We start from the raw sequence: 22,247 nt of genomic DNA on the forward strand, positions 1-22,247 counted from the left end.
CACCCTGAAAAGAACTGGATCAAGAAGTTTTAGTAATTTAGCGCAAACGTTTGTACAGATTTTCAAAAAATAAATGAAGCGTTGATCGCTTCACTTATTCATTCGGTTTTGTTCTTAGCATGAGAGTACATGGATGACTCTCTCACGATCAAGCGATGTGGAATAACAAATCGGTTTGTATAACCAGCATCGTGGTTCGGACTCTTGATATTCTGGATAAGTACCTGAGATGCAGTGTAGCCAAGATGATAAATTCCAATATCAATACTACTGATTGGAGGGCTGGATAATTCAGATAATGGAATATTGTTAAAGCTTACAATAGCGAGATCGTCAGGCACTTTGTATTTCAGCTCATTCAATCCGCGTAAAATTCCGAACGATACCATATCATCCACTGCAACTAGAGCAGTAGGCCGATTAGGCAAATTCATGAAAAAAGACATCGCTCTATATCCGCTATCCTGTAGAAATTCACCTTCTACAATCCATTCATCACGCATTTCAAGACCGCTATTCAGCAATGCTTTACGGTATCCTGCGAGACGATCGCGAGAAACAATTAGATTAGGCGGTCCACTTACGAAGCCAATACGTTCATGACCCATTGAAATGAGGTGGTTTGTAGCATCATATGCTGCCATCACATTATCATTATCGACAGATAAAATATTCTCATATCGATCACTTCGGCCTACCAGTACGAATGGATAATCGTTACTCTCTAGAAAATCAATAACAGCATCATCTGTACGAGAGTAAAGCAGAATAACACCATCTACTCGACGACCCTTTAGAAGTCTTGAAACGGCTTCCAATTCTTCCTTCTCGTTTGCTCCGGAGCTAATTAACACGTCGTAGCCGGAACGGCTAGCTTGTGTAACAATCCCTCGGATTAATTCCATAAAAAATAGATTTGAGAACAGCTCTTCAGCTGGTTTAGGAAGACTGAAGCATATGCTATTTGTAGTTTTCGACACTAGACTCTTAGCCATCATGTTAGGTGTATAGCCCATATCTTCCATAATAGCTTTGACCTTGCGGGAAGTTTCCAGGCTGATTCTGGGGTGATTGGACAATACCCGGGATACCGTGGAGGGAGATACTCCCGCTTTCTTGGCCACATCCTTAATGGTAACTGTCATAGAAACCTCCTTATGGAACCGTTTGCTTTACACAGTAATATTAATCTAAGAGTTCTAAATTGTAAATAGATAAAGTCATTTGGAAGGGCAATATTGCTACTTTTGGAAAGAGTATTAGAATTTTATGCGTAAAATTGTTTGTTTTCACCAAAAAAGTATGAATGATTTAGCAAGATTGATCTTAATATGTATAAAAGATATCCAATTTCTTCGAAAGGAGCATTTCGTAAATGCAAACGTGTGGCTTGAATTTTTTGGAACAATTCGATTCGAGAAATGGAATTAGAGAGACATTCAAAAAAACGGATAAATACTAAATGGGATTATCAGGTTTACTTTTCTTTATTTTTACTTTTATGATAATTTGAGTTCATTAAACACATAAAAATACTGGTTGACAATACCATAAATACAGTATTAGTATGTAAATCAAAATATAGCAAGCGTTTACATTGGGCGATTTTGGATCGTTATCAGTTGTGTTAAGGAATGAATTTTATGTACTTAGGTTTGTGCACGACTATTTGCAAACGTTTGCACTAAATTCATGGTTTTGGTTTGATCTTTAACTTTGATGGGAGGATGATGCTGTTAATCCGGTTTGACGAGCCGCACACATAGACCTTCTCCAACCACAGAAGGAAGACGCGTGATTTCATAACCTCAGAATAATTGGCGGGGTTCGAGAAATTATGTATCCGCTTGCACAAAGGGAATTCATAATTATGGGAGGTTTTACAAAAATGAAAATAAATTTATGGGGTAAGAGGACGTTCGCGATCTTCATGATCGTTGCTCTTGTGTTCTCCAGTCTCGGCTTACACCCAGTTAAGGTTTCAGCAGAAACGACAAAGGTAGTATTGGTCGGTGATTTGCAATCACAGTTTATTTCTACTGGGGCGGAAAATCCCGGCAAGGATTGGGATGAGAGATCAGTAGTCACCCAAATGACTTACTCAGACAATGGGTTGTATTCTTTTACTGGGACTCTGCCAGCAGGAGAATATAATTATAAGGTTGCTCTGAACGATAGTTTTGATGAGAGTTATGGCTACGGAAATTATACCAATCCTAATGGAGTTGATAATAAAGGCGATATCCACATCAAGCTAGAAACAGAAACGACTGTAACCTTTTATTATAATGACATCACTCATAAAATAGCTGATTCTACGTACTACACGCCAATTGCTGCGAATAAACTGCCAAGATTGACAGGAAACCTGCCAGCAGAGGCGTTGTCCACGTTATCAGATCCTGATTTTGATGGTGTGTACAGTACAGTTGTTACTGTGCCGCAGGGAGATTACACATATAAGGTTTCTGTTCCAGGAGTCACAGAAGCAGAGGATATGTCTTATCCAGAAAGCGATCTAGCGTTGAGCCTACCGTTAGATCTTAAGGTAACCTTCAAGTACAACACTGGAGATCATAGTGTAACTGCAGAATATAAAATTCCTTCGGGACCTGTAGAGGTTACACCTGTTCCAGCAGGGCACATTCGTGTTCACTACAAAGCTAGTGAATACACTGATAAGGGATTGTGGTTATGGGGTGATGTTGTAAATCCTTCTGATAATTGGGCTATGGGTGCGACCCCTTTCCCTGAAGGACAAATGGATTCTTATGGTGCATATGTTGATGTGCCGATTAAGGATGGGGCTAAGAAAATCTCATTCATCGCACTTCAGCGTGCAAGTGGTGCTAAAGATGGAGGAGATAAGAACTTCTCGATTAATACTCCACAAACTAATGAAGTATGGATCACAGAAGGCTCTGATGTAGTTACGCCTTATGAACCGGTTAAGCTTCCGGCAAATACTGTTCGGATCCATTATATGAGATCAGATTCCAATCAAAGTCAGTATGGATTATGGTTGTGGGAAGACGTAGCAGTTTCACTTAAGGATTGGCCTAAAGATGCAGTTCCATTCCAAGCCGATCAAGTAGGTCGCTTTGGTGCTTATATTGATATTCCATTGAAAGAAGCTGCAAAAAAAATTGGGTTTCTCGTAGTGAACCCGTTGAATGGCGATAATAAAGACGGCGGTGACAAAGGATTTACTCTACTGGATCGTTACAACCAGCTGTGGATAAAAGAAGGAGACAACAATGTATATGTTTCACCATTTGGTGAAACACCTATCGGTTTAGTATCTGCTGAAGTGTTGTCGACGAGCAAAATCCTTCTTGGCTTCACGTTAACTGACGGCTTGGATGCAGCAGCATTGAAGAATGAGATTACCGTTAAAGATAAAGACGGTGTTGCTATTCCTGTATCGGCTGTAACCATTACTAGCAAAACTTCAATTGAAGTTGATACAAAAGCCTTTGATTTGGATAAAGTTCCGCTTAGCGTTACTTATTCAGGTAAAACGGTCTCTGCGGCTAGTGGTTGGAGAATGCTTGATGAAATGTACAATTATACAGGAGATGATCTAGGGGCTACGTACAACGCTGACAAAACAGCCACGTTAAAATTGTGGGCTCCTAAAGCTAGCTCGGTTGTCGTAAATGTGTACGATAAGAATGACTCCAACGTGCTTGTGGGCAGTGTTGACTTAACGAGTGGAGATCAAGGGGTCTGGTCGGTTGATTTGAAGCCGACTGATTTGACAGGCACGACTACAAACGATGTAAGAGGATTCTTTTATCAATATGAAGTGACGAATGACGGTGTAACCAATAAGGTCCTTGATCCTTATGCTAAATCAATGGCGGTATTTACTATGGATACCACAGGTGCAGCTGGTGCTGGCGGGGATACAGTCGGTAAAGCGGCTATCGTTGATTTAAGCCAGACGAACCCGGATACCTTTGGTTATGCTGATATTAAAGGCTACGAAAAACGCGAGGACGCAATCATTTATGAAGTCCACGTCAGAGACTTTACATCCGATGTATCGATCGAAGATAGTCTGAGTGGCGAAAGATGGGGCTCTTATAGCGCTTTTGAAAAGAAGCTCGATTATATTAAATCTCTCGGTGTAACTCATATTCAATTGCTTCCTGTAATGGCTTGGTATTACGGGGACGAAACGAAGATGGGGACTAGAGAAACAGATTATTCCGCTAAAAACAATGAATACAACTGGGGATATGATCCTCACAACTACTTCTCTCCAGATGGTGCTTATTCTCAGAAACCTGCTGATCCTGAGGAGCGGATTAAAGAATTAAAAGGATTGATTGACGCCGTACATGAAGCTGGAATGGGTGTCATTCTGGATGTAGTGTACACACATATGGCTAAAAAAGAATTTTTAAACGACATCGTACCTAATTACTATGCGTTCCAAGATGCAAATGGCAACTTTATCGGAGGTTTCGGAAACAATCTGGCCACCAACCATAAGATGGCTGAGAAGTTGATGGTTGATTCCGTGAAATACTGGTTTGAAGAGTACAAGATAGATGGAATGCGCTGGGATATGATGGGCGATGCGACAGCAGAGGCTGTTCAGAATGCTTATGATGCCGCGGCAGATATTAATCCGAAGGCACTTTTTATCGGTGAAGGCTGGAGAACATTCGGTGGTGCCGCAGCTGATCCTTCCCTTGCTGGAAAAGGGGCAGATCAGGACTGGATGGATAAAACGGATAGCGTCGGTGTTTTCTCTGACGAATTCCGTAATGAATTGAAATCTGGTTATGGTTCCGAAGGTCAACCTAGATTTATCACAGGTGGAGCGCGTCCAATAGCGACAATCTTTAACAATATTAAGGCGGAGCCCTCAAATACGCCTGCTGATGATCCAGGTGATATCGTTCCGTACATCGAAGCGCATGATAACCTGACGCTGCACGATGTTATTGCACAAACGATCAAGAAAGATCCTGCCATTGAGAAGAATGAGCTTGAAATCCAGAAACGGATTAGACTTGGAAACATGCTTGTTCTAACCTCCCAAGGCACTGCCTTCATTCATGCAGGCCAGGAATATGGGCGTACCAAGCAATGGAATAGCACTTCGGTTCCTCAGGATAAATACACTGAAATGTTTGATAGTGAAGGCAAATCCTTTGGTTATTTTATTCATGATTCGTATGATTCTTCGGATGCTGTCAACATGTTTGATTGGACCAAAGCAACGGATGAGTCACAATTCCCAGTACAGAACACGACAAGAAAATATACGTCAGGGCTGATGGAATTAAGAAAGTCTACCGATGCATTCCGATTGGGCGACAAGGATCTGGTTGATTCCAATGTTAACCTAATTCCTGCACCAGAAATGAAGACCGATGATCTTGTCATTGGCTATTCAAACAAAGCTACTGATGGCACAGGTATCTATTATGTCTTCATGAATGGCGATAGCACAGAAAGAACTCTGACTTTATCGGAGGATTTGACGAGTGGTCAAGTGGTTGTTGACAATGATGAAGCTGGTGTTACTGCGGTTAGTCAACAGAGTGGTTTCATTTTAAATGCGAGTTCAATCAAGCTTGATCCTTTGACTGCAGTGATTATCAAAATGGAAGCTGAAGCCGCTACGCTTACTTCTATAGAGACCGATAGTGCAAGCTACACGCTGGCAGCAGGCAATACGCATCAAACAGCTGTTTTTGCGAAGTACGACGACAACAGCAGAAGAAATGTTACGCAATTGGCTACTTATACTTCCAATAAGCCTGAAGTGGCTACAGTAACCAATAAAGGTCAAGTGAAGGCAATTAGTAATGGAACAGCTGTAATTACCATTACTTATGGCGGTATTTCTACAACCGTTACAGTTAAGGTTACGGATAAGAGATATGTTCTGTTCACTTATACCCGTAGTGATAAGGATTATAAGGATTGGAACATCTGGGTCTGGAATACAGGAGTTAAAAATGATCAGATTGATTTTACAACCTTTAAGAATGGCACAGCGAGTGTTTTGATTGAGGTTGCTGAGAATGCGACAAGTGTAGGGTTCGTCCTTCGTAAAGGTACCGATTGGTCGATTAAGGACCCCTACGGGGATGACCGTATCATTCCGCTGACGCCTGGTGAATTATTCACTAAAGTGAATGTAACTAGCGGGGTGAAGGAGTTTGATATCAAACCAAGTATTAGCGGTCCTATCCTTAAGGATGGAACGATTACTTTTAGATATCGCGATGATGCCTTGTTCCGTAATGGAAATATGGATGCGATCACAGCTGCAAAAGTAAAAGTGAATGGAAAAACATATCCAATGGTTTATGATTCCGCTAACGAGTGGTTCACTTACACGTTGACTGATTTAGTAGAAGGTACGTATAAGTATACGTTCTTGATCACGAAAAATGGAATCACTACTGAATTTACAGATCCTAAGAATACAGTGAATGATGAATCTATTGTTGTGTATCATATTCCTGACGTTATGATTACGACATCCGTGAATCCGGAAGCAGTTACATCTACTCAGAATGCGGTTGTAACCATCAATGTAGTGACTTCAGAAGAGGTAACATATTCAGAGGGATACATGGATTTAACCAATCTTGGGGGACCAAGCAAAGTTAAGCTGGATACGGGGCTGATGAAACAGACAGTTGCTGTGAAGGACACGGTGTCAGCGGGGATCAAAAATATTCCGATTACGCTCGTGGACCAGTACGGAAATTCACATAAAGAAAATGCTAAACTCGAGGTAAAAGCGAGAACCTACACAGGAGATAAGCTGGATTTTGATTGGGATGAGGCTCGTATATACTTCGCGCTTACAGACCGCTTCAAAGACGGAGATCCAACAAATAATGAGAATGTAGATAAAGATCAACTGGAAGCATACCACGGTGGTGATTTCCGAGGAATGATCGACAATCTCGATTATTTGCAAGAACTTGGTATTAACACGCTTTGGATTACGCCAATTGTAGATAATATTGATTTTAATAAAGGGGATGGCTTCAAACAATACGGATATCATGGCTATTGGGCCAAGGACTTTACAAAGCTCGACGAGCATCTTGGTGATATGGAGACCTTCAAGGAATTGATCGAAAAGGCACATGACAAGGGCATCAAGATCATGGTCGACGTTGTACTCAATCATACGGGCTACGGTTTAAAGGCTGAGGATAAAGAGCCGACGATTACAGCTGAGGATAAAGCACGTTTTGAAGGAATGCTTCGTACGGATGGTGTATCGGCGGATACAGATCCAATCAAAGGCGAGCTTGCAGGATTGCCGGATTTCAAAACGGAAGATCCAGCCGTTCGTGAAAAAATTATCACTTGGCAAACAGGGTGGTTAGATAACGCTCGGACGGAACGTGGAGATACGATTGACTATTTCCGTGTGGATACAGTCAAACATGTAGAAGATACAACTTGGAAAGCATTTAAAAATGCACTGACTTCAATTGATCCAAACTTCAAAATGACCGGTGAATACTTCGGCGGAACCATTGATAGCAATGGTGGAATGCTCGAAACTGGCCAGATGGACGGACTGCTTGATTTTGGATTTAATGATGCTGCGAAAGACTTTACTGATGGTAAAGTTAACAGTGTTGATTCCTATTTGCAGGAACGAGAGTTAAAGATTGATAACACGAAGATGATGGCTCAATTCCTGAGTAGTCATGATGAGGATGGCTTCTTGTCTAATTATGTAGATGGAGATAAAGGCAAGCTGAAAATCGCAGCCGCTCTGCAAATCACAGCCAAGGGACAGCCAGTCATTTACTACGGAGAAGAACTGGGGAAATCGGGCAAAAATGCAGGAGACATGTCTAAAGGTGAGTTCAGTGAGAACCGTAAAGATATGCCTTGGGATCAGTTGACTGCAGAAAAGCCACTTCATGATCATTATCAGAAGCTGTTGAATATCCGTGCAAAATACTCCAAAGTGTATTCCAAAGGGACGCGCACGAAGCTGGCAGGTTCAGATGATTTAGGTTATTTAGCCTTCAATAAGTCTTACGATAATGAGAACGTCGTGACGGTTATTAACACTAAGACAAGTGAGGAATCCGCAACGATTCCAGTACCGTTTGCTGCCAATTCATCTGTAAAGGATGAGTACAGCGGTAAAACATACACGGTATCCGAAGATCAAAAAGTAATCATTGATCTACCAAGTAGAGATGATGGGGGTACGGTTATTCTGGTAGAGGCATCGGATGTAACACCGACACCAACACCAACGGCGTCACCAGAGGCAACTCCGACACCAACAGTGTCGCCAGAAGCAACACCGACACCAACGAAGACACCAGAAGCAACGCCAACACCAACGAAGACACCAGAAACAACACCAACACCAACAGTGTCGCCAGAAGCAACACCGACACCAACAGTGACACCAGAAGTAACACCAACACCAACGCCGTCGCCTGAAGTGACAAATTCACCGACTTCTGGAAGCGTGGCAGTTAGCCCAACAACTCCTGCTGATATGCAAGTTGTCAGTGAGGACAGTTTGAAGAATGGTAAAGATGGAAAGGTACAAATCGATATTGCTGCTGGTAAGACAGCAGTATTGTTACCGTTGCAAGCAGCAAAAACATTGGGATCTAATGATCTAGTATTTAAAGTGGGGGATCTATTAGTTACACTCCCTAACAAACTGTTAAGCACAATACCAAGTTTAGCTTCAGGTGTGGATGCGGAAGGTGCTCAAATCCTGTTGGAGCTGAAACCATTGGTCCAGTCTGCTACAAAAGCATTAATCGATGGTTTAAACAAAGAGGTGGGGAACGTAACTTCGCTTTCCGATGTGTTTGAACTGAGACTTAGCATTCTGAAGAAAGATGGTACCCGGATTGTAGTTAAGAAGTTCGATGAGCCAATCACGATATCGTTTAAGATTAAAGGTCAATCGAATAAAGATCTTTTGGGGATCTACTATTTAGGCGATAATGGCGAGCTTGAGTACGTAGGTGGACAGCTGAATGGAGACGTGATATCTACACAAGTCACGCACTTTAGTAAATATGCCGTACTTGAGATTGTGAAGTCGTTTAAGGATGTTCCAACTACTTATTGGGCATTCCATGCCATTCAGTCTCTTGCTGCAAAACAAATTGTTTCAGGAGTTACGATAACCGAATTTAATCCGAAGAGCAATGTTAGTCGTGCGGAATTTACTGCATTACTAGTTCGTGCACTTGGTTTAAAAGCGGAAGGGCCGGTTCAATTTACTGATATCAAGTCAGATGCATGGTATTCATCATACGTAGCAACAGCTTCTAAGCTGGGCATTGTTAGTGGTCGAAGCAACGATACTTTTGCGCCGAATGCTTCCATTACCCGTGAGGAAATGGCTATCATGGTGATCCGTGCGCTTGAAGTGAAGTCTGGTAAGAAGATCGAACCAGCAGTGGGTGTCACAACATTTGCAGATGCATCTAGCATTAGCAAGTGGGCAGATAGCTACGTGAAGACAGCAGCAGGTCTAGGGCTTCTCCAAGGCAGAGAGAACAATCAATTTGTTCCAAAAGGGTGGATGACCCGCGCCGAAAGCGCACAGATTATTTATACACTACTGAGCAAGTAAACTGGACTTCGGTGTGCTGATTGTTAGTGCACCGAAGTATTAGTAGTTGGTTAGTAATGTGACAGTCGTTCTTAGTCATCTCTAATAGAAAACAGGGTATCCCACAGCTATCATAGCTAGTGAGATACCCTGTTTTGTTATGTTTTATATGGCCAAAGGCATTTAAATCTAGTTGATTGCTTTAAGTATGGCGAAACCATAAGCAGGCATCTTCACGTTCAGCTTGCCACGCTCAGCACGCACTGTATCGGCCGTGAACAAGTTCTCCCAATTTCGCTCGTCTACGTCAATACGGAACGTTTGAGCGGTCTCTTCGCTATTGATCAGTACAACTATAGTCTCAAGATCCAATCGGCGCTCATAGGCTATCTTACTGCCTTGTCGACCTGCCTCTAAGAAAGTAAATGTCCCCGTACGAAGTGCAGGTTGCTCATTGCGGATTTGAATGAGCTGACGGTAGAATTCGAACAGATCACGATCCTGCTTCTCAGGGTTCCACTCCATGCATTTACGACAACCTGGATCACCTTCACCGTCCATTCCGAACTCGTCGCCATAATAGATACAAGGAGTACCCATAAAGGTGAACTGGAATAGTGCAGCTAATCGCATTTTATTTTTGTCCCCAGCAGCCAGCGTGAGTAAGCGTGGAGTGTCATGACTATCTAACAGATTGAAGGCAACTTCACTTGCTTGCAGTGGGTAGCGCGATAACTGTCTACCAATAGAGTTGGCAAACCCCTCTGCATCAAGGTTACCATGAACAAAAAAGTCTAAGACAGCATCAGTGAAGGGATAGTTCATGACGGCATCGAATTTATCACCCTCCAGCCATGGAGCAGATTCATGCCAGATTTCTCCAAGGATGTAGGCCTCCGGATTAGCGCGCTTTACCACCTTGCGGAATTCACGCCAGAAATCATGATCTACTTCATTGGCTACGTCAAGGCGCCAACCATCGATTCCAACTTCTGTAATCCAGAATTCAGCGACCTTCAGTAAGTACTCTTTAACTTCAGGATGTTCGGTATTAAGCTTTGGCATATGTGGTTCAAAGGCAAAAGTATCATAAGTAGGAATCCCGTTTACAACTTGAAGCGGAAACTCACGAATATGGAACCAGTCTTTGTAAATGGAGTCTTCTCCCTTTTCCTGAACATCTAAAAATGGAGCGAAGGTTCCACCGGAGTGGTTGAATACAGCGTCTAACAGCACACGAATACCACGTTTATGGCAGAGGTCGACGAGTTTTTTTAACGTTGCAATATCCCCGAAATGCGGATCAACTTTCATGTAATCTTCTGTATCGTATTTATGATTAGTAGTTGCAGTGAAGAGTGGTGTGAAATAAATAGCATTGATGCCAAGCTCGTTAAGATGATCCAGATGATCAATAACCCCTTGCAGATCGCCGCCAAAAAAGTTGGTTGGTGTTGGCTCTGCTCCCCATGGCTGAACATCTTTTGGATCAAGGCTAGGGTCGCCATTTGCAAAGCGTTCAGGGAAGATCTGATAGAAAACAGCATCCTTTACCCAGGCAGGTGGAGTGAACACATCAACAGGGTTAATAAATGGGAACTCGAAAAGCTTGTTTGGATTTTCTGGCCGGTTCGTTTGAAAATCATTTTCGGTCATCCAAACTTTCTCGTTATCCTTTTGCAGTAAGAATCCGTATTTCAATCGGCGATAGATGGGAACTGAAGCACATTCCCAATAATCGAACATAGCATCAGAGGTGAAGAGGGTCATGGGAATTAGCTCTTTCGTGGTATCCCAAGTGTACTTATCCCCTGCAAAAGCAAATACTTCTGTTAAATCCCCTTTTTTAGCGCGGAGACGCAAGTGAATCGTACTCTCATTATAGGCATAAGACCAATTTAACCGCGGGCGATGGTACACAGCTTCCAGTAACATGAATAAGTCCTCCTAAAGTTTTGTAAGCGATACTTCCCTGACCAGCTTCGGCAAAATTAACTCGAAAGTATACGCTTAAGTTTTGTGAGCGATACTTTCCCGAACCATTCACCACAGCGCATGGGTTTTAGAATGTCGCTATTGTTATTGGTTGCACAGTTTTTTTATGCAACATGCGCAAATGATGAGACAATCTTGCACATAACAAAGAGGCACAACCGCCGCGAAGTAGCTTGTCCGAGGTTGTACCTTTCATAAGTAACATTGCCTTTTAGTTATATAGAACAGGAGGCAGACAATAGATGCAATGATTCATGTTGGGTTGCCTCTTAACGATTTGGATTATAGCATGGAATAAAAGGGCTTTCAATACTCTTGTTCAAACCATTGCACAAATTTTCACTTGAGTATATGAGCGTTTCTACTGCCCGATAATTGTAAATCTACTGGAAAAGTGAATTTGTGGTATATCAGGGGCAAATAAAATAGCAATTCCATTTTTAAACACATGAATAATCGACTAATTAAAAGATATCATGTGAAAAATGGAGATAAATGCCTATAGTGTTTATCAATTAATGGAAAATGGTCAAATATGGTATGTGCAAACGTTTTTAAAAACAAACGATACTGTTGTATGATGTATTCATGAATGAAGCGCTTTCTTGCACTGCGAAATGCAGCTCAAGAAGGAGCGAGCTAAAAGAATAACTTTTTTTTTAGCTTTTCTGAAATCGTTTGCGCAAATTTCTTGCTCTACTATTTTATCATCTTATGCTTTTTTAAAATTGGGAGGGGTTAAAGTAATGAAGTTAAAAAAAGTGATGGTTATCACCGCTGCTGTCTCTATGGCACTGTCCGTTACAGCGTGTGGTTCGAGCAACAATGGGAATGCCGGGGGAAACAATGCAGCAAAAGCTACTAATGCTGCTAACAACACTACAGAGACTGCAGCGCCAGAGACCACAGATGCAGCAGCAACAGAAGAAATTGTACCTGAAGATGGAGCGACACTAGTTGTATGGGAAAGTAAGGAAGAAAGACCATTCGCAGATGAAATTGCTAAGCAGTTCACAGCAAAATATAACGTTCCAGTCAAGATTGAAGAGTTGGCACCACCAGATCAAGTAACTAAACTTACGCAAGATGGTCCTTCAGGATTAGCAGCAGACGTTGTTCTTATCCCTCACGACAACTTAGGTAAAGCGGCAAGTGCGAGCTTGGTTCTTCCTAATGACGTCTTCGGTGAAGAAACAAAAGCTAGCAATACTGAAGCTTCAATTATCGGATCTTCGTACGATGGCGAATTGTATGGCTACCCAAGAGCAGCAGAAACTTATGCATTGTTCTACAATAAATCACTCGTTAAAGAAGCACCTAAGTCTTTCGACGATGTTCTTGCTTTCAGCAAAACATTCACAGATAAATCCAAGAACAGATACGGAATTATGTGGGAAGTAGGAAACCTGTACTTCAACTACATGTTTATCGCTTCTGATGGTGGATATCTATTCGGTAAGGACGGTACAGATAAAGATGACATCGGACTTGCTAATGAAGGAGCTGTTGCAGGACTTAAAGAATTTGTGAAAATGAAAGAAGCATTGCCAATTAAGAGCGGAGATATCAATAGTGACATCAAACGCAGCTTGTTCAACTCAGGTGATGTAGCGATGGATATTACTGGTCCTTGGGAGCTTGGAGGATACAAAGCAGCTCTTGGAGATAACCTTGGTATCGCACCGATCCCTACAGTAAATGGCAAAACAGCTATTACATTCTCTGGTATCAAAATTTTCGCAGTTAACTCGTTTACTCAATATCCGAATGCTGCTAAATTGTACGCTCATTTTGCATCAAGCAAAGACGCTCAATTGTTATTGAACAAAACGATCGGTTCTGTTCCTACAAACAACGAAGCGCTTCTTGATCCACAAATCGTTAATGATCCATTCGTATCCGCTTTTGCAGCACAAGCTAAGAGTTCCCAGCCAATGCCTTCTATCCCTGAAATGGGTAACGTTTGGAGCCCTGTAAATGCAGCGCTTCCAGAAATTTGGGATAAAAATGTGGATCCAAAAGCAGCAATGGACAAAGCCGTTCAACAAATCAAAGATTTGAACAACAGTTCATCGCAATAAGGATCATAAATCACAGTCTTAACAGCATACAGTGAATCAAGCTGCCCGTCGCATGTTTAGCGGAGGGCAGCTTCTTATTTTCACTCGGAGAGGAGAACGGAAGCGAAATGCAGCGACATCGCACGAGGGCCGCAGTACTGTCGACGATTTTCATGGGATTGGGACAAATATATAACCGCCAATTCATCAAAGGAATCATGTTTTTAGTTGTAGAAGCCGCCGCTGTTTATTATTTTATTCAGAATCTTGCTACTGCTTTATGGGGTTTTGTCACACTAGGAGAGAACCCTAGCCGTTTGGTAAAAGTAAAAGGCATCGCTAAGATGGTAGCTGGGGATCACTCGATTTATATTTTGATTCAAAGCTTGATCACCATTCTAATGCTTATCATCATAATCCTCGCTTGGTATTTGAACATTAAAGATGCTTATAAGACTGGAGAGAAACGCGATAACGGTCTTCAGGCAAACACCTTTAAACAAAGTGTTCGCTATATACTGGATTATAAGTTCGCTCAGACGTTCTTGGTCTTGCCGGGTATTGGTGTTCTATTCTTTACGATCATGCCAATCATCTTCATGATCCTGCTGGCGTTTACGAACTATTCCGCACCTGATCATCTTCCACCCGCTAAATTGGTTGACTGGGTTGGATTTCAGACTTTCCGAAATTTATTAGTTCTCAAAACATGGAGCCACACTTTTTATGGTGTATTAACATGGACGATTATATGGGCAGTTCTTTCGACGATCACTACATATTTCGGAGGACTATTGGTAGCCTTATTGGTGAGCCAAAAAGGTATTCGTTTCAAAGGAATGTGGAGAGTTATTCTGATTGTACCTTACGCAGTACCGCAGTTAATCTCTTTACTGCTCATGCGCAATTTATTTAACGGTCAATTCGGTCCTATCAACCAATACCTTGGGTATTTTGGAATGGGTGGATTACCATGGTTGACAGATCCATTCTGGGCTAAGGTTACGGTAATTATTGTTAACATGTGGGTTGGTATTCCAGTCTCGATGTTACTTATTATGGGCGTACTGACTACAATTCCTCGGGATATGTATGAAGCCGCTGAGGTGGATGGAGCATCAGGTTATCAGAAGTTCCGTATCGTTACGTTACCAATGGTATTGTTCTCCACAGCGCCTACTTTAATTACGCAATTCGCAGGTAACATTAACAACTTTAATGCGATCTTCCTATTGACAGGCGGTAGTCCTGTAAATGGTGATTATCAATATGCCGGTTCCACGGACTTGCTAGTAACCTGGCTATACAAATTAACACTTGATCAGAATAAAAACAACATGGCTTCGGCAATAGGGATTATTATCTTTATCATTGTTGCTTCATTCTCCCTGTACAATTACCGCCGGACGAAATCATTCAAAGAGGAGGATATGATCCAATGAGCAGAAAGATCGCGAACTTTATTCGCTTAAGTGGTAGTTACATCATCTTGATTGCTTTGTCGATAGCGGCACTCTATCCGGCCCTCTGGATTCTGTTTGCTTCCTTCCGGCCTGGTAAATCACTGTACAGTAAATCGTTTATCCCTGAGCAATTCACCTTTGATCACTACAGAGAATTGTTCACGTCACCAAGCTATATGTTTGGAACTTGGTATGCGAATACATTGAAGATAGCTATATTCTCCATGCTTATCGGTGTAGTTCTTACCTTGTTAACCAGTTATGCAGTATCCAGATTCCGTTTTAAAGCGCGTAAAACAGCGTTATCTACGGTTCTGATTCTTGGTATGTTCCCTGGTTTTATGAGTATGATTGCCATTTATATGCTCCTTAAGGAGTTTAATTTGCTGGATACGCATATTGCCTTGATTATCGTCTATGCAGCCGGGGCGCCGCTGGGGGGAACCTTTATCGCCAAAGGCTTCCTCGACACGATTCCTCGTTCTTTGGATGAGGCGGCTCGAATAGACGGGGCGAGTAATTTCGGGATCTTTATGCGAGTGATTCTTCCCTTGTCACGTCCTATGATCACTTACATGGCACTGACTCAGTTTGTCGGTCCTTGGGTCGATTTCATTTTCGCCAGACTTATTTTGCGGACAAAGGAGAACTGGACCGTCGCAGTCGGAATGTGGGATATGGTTAACACGAACCAAAACACTAACTTCACCTTATTCTCTGCCGGTGCTGTTCTGATCTCTATCCCGATTATGATTTTGTTTGTATTCTTGCAACGTCTGCTTGTTGATGGATTGACTGCAGGAGCTAGTAAGGGGTAACAATTTCGCTTCATACTAAAGAATGAACTGGGTACAGCCTTTGTACAGAAATGGAAGGCTGTACCCTTTTTCCATCATAGGGAGTGAACTTAATGAAAAAGCTATGGACCCTACAGTTTAGATCAGTTGGGATAAAATTGTTCGTTATTCTTTTCAGCTCCATAGTGCTCTTATCCTCTGTTCTAGGATTGACTTCATATTTTGCTGCCAAAGATATCATTACAGATGAGGTTGCCGCGGCCTCCTCACAGTCTATAGTTCAAGCAGCGGACAAGCTGGATTTTGTCCTAACAGAATACGAAGCGCTCTCAAGGCAGTTTGCCCTCGACTCCACATTAAAAGGTGATTTGGAAAACATAAAAAGTGGAGAACTTACAACGGTAGCCAAAGTTTCCGCAGAAGATCGGATTCGTAGAAAGCTAGACTTAGTTAAAGGATCAGATGAGCGGATGTATGGCGTCAGACTGGTATCTAAGAGCTTGGAAGAAACAGAATCGTATAAATCTACAGGAATTAGTGGCCTTCGTAGTGATGAAGGTATTGCTGAAAGACTGAAACAAATTGCAGATGCTAAAGGGGAGCCAGTGTGGTTTCCGGTTCGTGAGAAGGGCTTCTTTGATTCTTATACTGAACCTACTTTAACTATGGGGAGATTGCTTCGCAATCTTGTACATCCTGAAGCGGAGTATTACATGCTGATCGAAGTTAAAGGCAAGGCAATGACCGAAATGTTGTCTAATCTTCAGATTGGAATTACAGGTGAGATTCGAATTTTGAGCTCAGAAGGTAACATAGTTTATGGTGCGGATCATGCTAAACTGGGTCAACCCTCTTACATAAAAGTATCAGAAGGGCAAGATGTAGAAAAGAAACATTCATTTACAGCAGCCGATGAGAACGGAAGTCCGCAGCTTGTCGTGTATCAGCCTTTAAAGACTGCAAAGTGGACGCTCATGGGATATGCACCCGTTAGTGATTTTACGAAGTCGGCAGATAAGCTTCTTTATATCACGTTCTCTGTGGTGCTGGCAGCTGCCGTGATAGCTCTGCTAATTGGTTATGTTCTTGTTCGTTTGGTTGGGCGTCCACTAGGTAAACTGGCGACCTTAATGGAAGAAGGTGAGCGAGGAAACCTTCGTGTACGAACGAATTTTAAGGGTAAGGATGAGATTGGTCGGCTCGGGCATAGCTTTAACAAAATGATGGAGCAAATTTCTCTGCTTGCAAGCCAGAGTGAAATGTCAGCGGATGAAGTGCTTGGTACTTCAGAGCAATTAGTCAAAGCGTCAGGTACAACATCACTTCATGCCAGAGAGGTTGCATCTGCTACGGGTGAGATTGCACTTGGAGCAGCAAGCCTTGCTGTCGAAGCAGAAAAAAGCCATGCTAATGTCGAAATCATTGGCAGTAAGATGAGTGAAGTAACTGAACTAAATACAGTAATGGACGCTTCGGCGGAGCGGGTTATTGAGGTTAGTGATCAGGGGACAGAACTGATGAAGCTGCTAGTAGAGCAGAGTGAATCTACGGTGGAGATGTTCAATCGAATACAAGAGAACTCCAATAAGCTAAGAGAGAGTACTCATTTAATTCGTAGTATTCTTAGTCCTATGATTGCCGTAAATAAGCAGACCAATATTTTGGCGCTAAATGCCACTATAGAGGCGGTAAGAGCCGGTGCAGCAGGCAGAGGCTTTATAGTGATTGCTGATGAAATCAGACAGCTCGCTAACCAATCGAATGAGTCGATCCAATCGGTCTCCAAGATTACGGAAGAGATTGGTCTACACATTGAGAACACGGTAAAAGATATCAATGAGACCGCTCCAAAGTTCCGTGAGCAGATTTCTTCCGTGCGTGAGTCGTCAACGATTTTTGCGAGTGTCAAAGAGGAAATGGAACACTTCATGGGACATCTTAGTGAATCCTCTGCTTCTATTCATGAACTGATAGAGTTTCAGCGTCAATTAGGTGAATCCATGGCGAGTGTCAGTTCCATTGTGCAGCAGACGACGGCTTCGACGCAGGAGGTAGCTTCTATGTCTTCACAGCAATTTACTGTAAGTGAGGAGCTAGTTTCCTTATCTCAAAAGCTGGAGAGCTTAGCAGCAGATCTTAAGCAATCTATGGTTTCTTTTCAAGTATGAGAATTAAATCTTATTAGTAAAAACAATAAAACGAGCAACTCTCCTGTGTATTGGAGTTTTGCTCGTTTTTTTCTAACTTAATGACTTCAAGTAGCTCTTCTTGTCTTAGAAGTAGTTTGAGAGATACACTTGGGTTAACATTTTAATAGAAGAAAGGAGTGATCGATTGACGAAATTGCATCTAAGTCTTAGTGGGAGTCTTTTTCAGCAGGCATTAATCGAAGGGGATTATAGTCCTCATTTTTTTGCTTACTATTATAAACAATGGAACAACTACTATATGACCTACCATCAGCATAATTCAACTGAAATCATGTATTTGATCTCAGGAAGCTGTGTCGTGGATGTCCGTTCAAAAGCAGGTGAAGAAGAGAGATTTAGGTTGAAGCGGGGAGAACTGATCATCCTCGATGCAAATGTACCGCACAGACTGATTGTCGAGGATGGGACGCCCTGCCGAATGCTGAATGTGGAGTTTGGATTTATGGAATATACAGGGGTTGCTCCATCTATCGGCAAGCTCGCTCGGAAAGAAACGGCACTAGCTGAATGGTTACAGATGCCCTTTTCCAGTCTAATCATGCCTGATCCGGAGGAAATTTATCATGTTCTAAAAGGACTTGTACTAGAGCTTGATCAAAGTGGCGGGAAAGGCGGAAGTATGGTCGACTTATTGTTCTGTGAGCTTCTGCTTCGATTATCTAGCTTGCGACAGGATCAGCTTCATGCCATTCAACAGCCTTCGCAGCTCTATGTGCGGCGCAGTATCGAATTCCTGCATCAGAATTACGACCAGAGTATTCAGGTTAAGGATATCGCTGCCGCGGTCAATCTGCATCCCGGATATCTGCATCGTATTTTTAAGTCACATACAGGTAGGACACTCAGTGATTATTTGAATATGCTGCGAATGGAGAAAGCGAAGATGCTGCTGGGGCAGAGTGATATTCCGATTGCTGAAATTGCCGATTATGTAGGGATTAGTAGCAGACAATATTTTCACCTCCTCTTCAAAAAATATACTGACAACACGCCCGTAGAATATCGCAATTCCATTGAGCGTCATTCTTGGAGTTATGAAGAGATGGATGTTCAATAGATAAGTTAGGATTTTTGACACCTTCCTTCAAAAGAGGTCATGATATTGGTTACGCTTTCCCTAGCGCCCTTGCTACAATGGACAGGAACAATCAATTCATTACCGGAGGCTGATAAGGATGTCATTTAAAGTGTCTTTTATAGGGGCAGGCAGCATTGGATTTACCCGTGGATTGTTGCGGGACTTACTAACCGTGCCGGAATTTAATAATATTAAAGTCTCATTTATGGATATTAATAGCCACAACTTGGAGATGGTTACCGAGCTGTGCCAACGTGATATTAAAGAGAATGGATTAAATATTCAAATCCAGGCAACGACGGATCGAAGAGAAGCCCTGAAGGATGCGAAGTATGTATTTTGTACTATTCGTATGGGTGGACTGGAAGCATTTGCTACAGATGTGGATATTCCATTGAAATACGGAGTCGATCAGTGCGTAGGGGATACCCTTTGTGCAGGAGGCATCATGTATGGTCAGCGCGGGATTGCGGAAATGCTGAATATTTGCCGTGATATTAGGGAAATGGCTGCGCCGGATGTACTCCTACTTAACTATTCGAATCCTATGGCTATGCTGACTTGGGCTTGCAACAAATACGGTGGTGTACGGACGATTGGTCTGTGTCATGGGGTGCAGCATGGGCATGGGCAAATTGCAGATGTGTATGGGCTGAAAAAGTCGGAAGTCGATATTATTTGTGCGGGTATCAATCACCAGACTTGGTATATTTCGGCGAGTCATAAGGGTAAAGATTTGACCGAAGGTCTTTTAGAAGCTTTTGAGAGTCATCCAGAATTCAGCCGCACAGAAAAAGTTCGGATCGACATGCTGCGCCGCTTTGGATATTACAGTACAGAATCCAATGGTCACCTAAGTGAATATGTGCCATGGTATCGTAAACGCAGCGATGAAATTATGGATTGGATCGACCTGGGAAGCTGGATTAACGGTGAGACGGGTGGATATCTACGTGTCTGCACCGAAGGGCGGAATTGGTTCGAAACGGATTTTCCGAATTGGATGAAGGACTTGGCACTGGAGTATACAGTGGAGAATCGCGGAGAAGAACATGGTTCATTTATTATTGAAGGCTTGGAAACGGGCAGAGTGTATAGAGGTCACTTTAACACTGTGAACAATGGCGTGATCTCTAATTTGCCAGATGATGCGATCATCGAAGCACCAGGGTATGTGGATCGGAACGGTATATCGATGCCGCTTGTAGGTGAATTGCCTTTAGGAGCAGCCGCAGTGTGCAACGTTAGTATCTCGGTGCAACGTTTAGCCGTCGAAGCTGCTGTGCACGGCGATGACAAGCTGTTACGTCAAGCATTTATGATGGATTCGTTGGTAGGCGCCGTATGTAACCCGAAAGAAATCTGGCAGATGGTCGATGAGATGCTCGTAGCTGGGGAGCAGTGGCTGCCACAATACAGCGAGGCCATTGCAAAAGCGAAGGAACGCTTAGCTTCAGGAAATCTTATTCCAACGAATGCCAACAATGAAGGCGCAGCTCGTCTGAAGGTAAAGACGGTGGACGAGATGATGGAGGACCGGGAAGCAGCGAATAGAAATGCGGGTGAATCTGATAAAGGCAAGGATAGAGAGAAGGTACAATAGGCAGTAGAGTTTAAAGCTCACTTGGAATATGACTCTTGCCATCTATTTTCTGAGTGGTAATAAAAGTAATGTGCAACGGTTTAGGAAAGTTGAATAGATTTCAATATAAAAAACCTCCCCTACCAAGCTCTGGAATGGAGGTTTTTTTATATGGGTAGGACAATAAAACAGGCAGTCTAGCTGTGGGCTATAATCAAACGTAGGAATTATGAATTAACAGTGCCCTTTTGACTGAAGAAGGTCTTTAGCGCCTGGTACACTTCTTTTTTGTCTTTAATGACATAATGCATGAATTGCTCGTGCTTCAGATGACGATAAGCGGACATTAGTGTGCTGCTGCGGTTGTACTGATTCACTTCCCCGTAACCAAACATATTGCTTCGTTTTAGCAGTTCTCCAATTAGCTTTACACAGCGTTCGTTGTCGGAGGTGAGGTTATCGCCATCAGAGAAGTGAAACGGATAAATGTTGTACTGCGCTGGCGGGTATCGGCTGTCGATAATCTCAATCGCTTTTTGATAAGCTGAGGAACAGATGGTTCCTCCACTCTCTCCGCGGGTGAAGAAATCATGCTCGCTGACCTCTTTAGCCTCCGTATGGTGGGCGAGAAAGACAATCTCCACCTTCTCATACTGGCGGCGTAGAAAGCGGGTCATCCAGAAGAAGAAGCTGCGAGCGCAGTATTTTTCAAAAGAACCCATCGAACCTGACGTATCCATCATCGCAATAATGACCGCATTGGAGTGAGGCGTTCGAATGTCATCCCATGTTTTGTAGCGCAGATCATCAGGACTTATGCTGTGAATGCCGGGATTACCTCTGCTTGCATTACGCCGAAGGTTCTCCAGCAGGGTACGTTTCTTATCGATGTTGGACATCATGCCTTTTTTACGAATATCGTTGAAGATGATGGATTTAACCTCGATCTCTTCCTTATTCTTTGGCTTCAGATGTGGCAACTCCATATCCTGAAACAAGATGTCCTCCAGATCCTCCAGATTGACCTCTGCTTCCACGGTGTCCTGACCGGGTTGATCGCCTGCTTTTTCCCCTTTGCCGGGCTGTGCCGACTGTGAATCCCGCCCAAGTACATCACCGACCTGACTTTCCCCGTCGCCCTGTCCTACATGCTTTTGCTTACGAAAGTTATAGATAATTCGATATTCATCCAGACTGCGAATCGGAACCTTTACAATCTGCTTACCGCCTGACAAAATAATATTTTCTTCGGTCACGAGATCCGGCAAATTATCCTTGATAGCTTCTCTGACCTTTTGCTGATGACGTTCCTGATCCTGATGGCCTTTGCGATGAAGGGACCAGTCTTCTTTTGAGACTACAAAGGAAAAGGGACCAGATGATTGCGACAGGATGACCACCTCCCATGGAATATAAATATTTATGTTTTGGGGTTGTAACTAAAGTATATTCATGGGGATG

The 22,247-nt window shown here is 42.7% G+C and carries 10 protein-coding genes; 7 read left to right on the forward strand and 3 right to left on the reverse strand.

Going from position 1 to position 22,247, the window contains the following annotated elements; all coding sequences use genetic code 11:
- Positions 1-98: 98 nt before the first annotated feature.
- Positions 99-1,145, reverse strand: coding sequence for a LacI family DNA-binding transcriptional regulator (locus NYE25_RS29370; RefSeq protein ID WP_042186323.1), 1,047 nt, complete (start codon positions 1,143-1,145; stop codon positions 99-101).
- Between the two features lie 743 nt (positions 1,146-1,888).
- Between NYE25_RS29370 and NYE25_RS29375 the strand changes: the two genes are divergently transcribed.
- The gene (locus NYE25_RS29375) at positions 1,889-9,622 is read left to right on the forward strand and encodes a pullulanase (RefSeq protein WP_341147523.1); all 7,734 of its coding nucleotides are present in this window, start codon (positions 1,889-1,891) and stop codon (positions 9,620-9,622) included.
- 168 nt (positions 9,623-9,790) lie between these two features.
- Here the strand turns inward: NYE25_RS29375 and NYE25_RS29380 are convergent, their stop codons facing one another.
- Complete coding sequence (locus tag NYE25_RS29380) at positions 9,791-11,536, reverse strand: alpha-glycosidase (protein ID WP_042186327.1); 1,746 nt, start codon at positions 11,534-11,536, stop codon at positions 9,791-9,793.
- Positions 11,537-12,342: 806 nt separating this feature from the next.
- Between NYE25_RS29380 and NYE25_RS29385 the strand changes: the two genes are divergently transcribed.
- The 6 genes from NYE25_RS29385 (at position 12,343) to NYE25_RS29410 (ending at position 20,807) form a co-directional block, all read left to right on the forward strand.
- Positions 12,343-13,677: a sugar ABC transporter substrate-binding protein gene (locus tag NYE25_RS29385; protein WP_341127557.1), complete on the forward strand. Its 1,335-nt coding sequence runs from the start codon at positions 12,343-12,345 to the stop codon at positions 13,675-13,677.
- Between the two features lie 107 nt (positions 13,678-13,784).
- On the forward strand, positions 13,785-15,098 hold the full coding sequence (locus NYE25_RS29390) for a sugar ABC transporter permease (RefSeq protein ID WP_042125830.1): 1,314 nt from the start codon (positions 13,785-13,787) through the stop codon (positions 15,096-15,098).
- A complete protein-coding gene (locus NYE25_RS29395) occupies positions 15,095-15,937 on the forward strand; it encodes a sugar ABC transporter permease (RefSeq protein WP_339269869.1) in 843 nt (280 codons plus the stop codon). Before NYE25_RS29390 ends, NYE25_RS29395 begins: the two co-directional genes overlap by 4 nt.
- A gap of 92 nt (positions 15,938-16,029) precedes the next feature.
- Positions 16,030-18,084, forward strand: a complete 2,055-nt coding sequence (locus tag NYE25_RS29400) for a methyl-accepting chemotaxis protein (protein WP_339801965.1) — start codon at positions 16,030-16,032, stop codon at positions 18,082-18,084.
- Positions 18,085-18,250: 166 nt separating this feature from the next.
- Entirely contained in the window at positions 18,251-19,183 is a 933-nt protein-coding gene (locus tag NYE25_RS29405; protein ID WP_445667162.1) for an AraC family transcriptional regulator, read from the forward strand.
- 118 nt (positions 19,184-19,301) lie between these two features.
- The gene (locus NYE25_RS29410) at positions 19,302-20,807 is read left to right on the forward strand and encodes an alpha-glucosidase/alpha-galactosidase (RefSeq protein ID WP_341147524.1); all 1,506 of its coding nucleotides are present in this window, start codon (positions 19,302-19,304) and stop codon (positions 20,805-20,807) included.
- A gap of 206 nt (positions 20,808-21,013) precedes the next feature.
- On the opposite strand, the gene yhbH is transcribed toward NYE25_RS29410, so the two are convergent.
- Positions 21,014-22,177 carry a sporulation protein YhbH gene (gene yhbH, locus NYE25_RS29415; RefSeq protein ID WP_042193520.1) on the reverse strand — a complete coding sequence of 388 codons (1,164 nt, stop codon included), beginning with the start codon at positions 22,175-22,177 and terminating at the stop codon, positions 21,014-21,016.
- Positions 22,178-22,247: the final 70 nt, after the last annotated feature.

The sequence above is a fragment of the Paenibacillus sp. FSL E2-8871 genome (assembly GCF_038000345.1).
GTDB lineage: Bacteria > Bacillota > Bacilli > Paenibacillales > Paenibacillaceae > Paenibacillus_AQ.

Excerpts from the sequence above, each read along its gene's own strand:
- NYE25_RS29370 (WP_042186323.1), bottom strand. The coding sequence starts at position 1,145 with ATGACAGTTACCATTAAGGATGTGGCCAAGAAAGCGGGAGTATCTCCC.
- NYE25_RS29375 (WP_341147523.1), top strand. The coding sequence starts at position 1,889 with ATGAAAATAAATTTATGGGGTAAGAGGACGTTCGCGATCTTCATGATC.
- NYE25_RS29380 (WP_042186327.1), bottom strand. The coding sequence starts at position 11,536 with ATGTTACTGGAAGCTGTGTACCATCGCCCGCGGTTAAATTGGTCTTAT.
- NYE25_RS29385 (WP_341127557.1), top strand. The coding sequence starts at position 12,343 with ATGAAGTTAAAAAAAGTGATGGTTATCACCGCTGCTGTCTCTATGGCA.
- NYE25_RS29390 (WP_042125830.1), top strand. The coding sequence starts at position 13,785 with ATGCAGCGACATCGCACGAGGGCCGCAGTACTGTCGACGATTTTCATG.
- NYE25_RS29395 (WP_339269869.1), top strand. The coding sequence starts at position 15,095 with ATGAGCAGAAAGATCGCGAACTTTATTCGCTTAAGTGGTAGTTACATC.
- NYE25_RS29400 (WP_339801965.1), top strand. The coding sequence starts at position 16,030 with ATGAAAAAGCTATGGACCCTACAGTTTAGATCAGTTGGGATAAAATTG.
- NYE25_RS29410 (WP_341147524.1), top strand. The coding sequence starts at position 19,302 with ATGTCATTTAAAGTGTCTTTTATAGGGGCAGGCAGCATTGGATTTACC.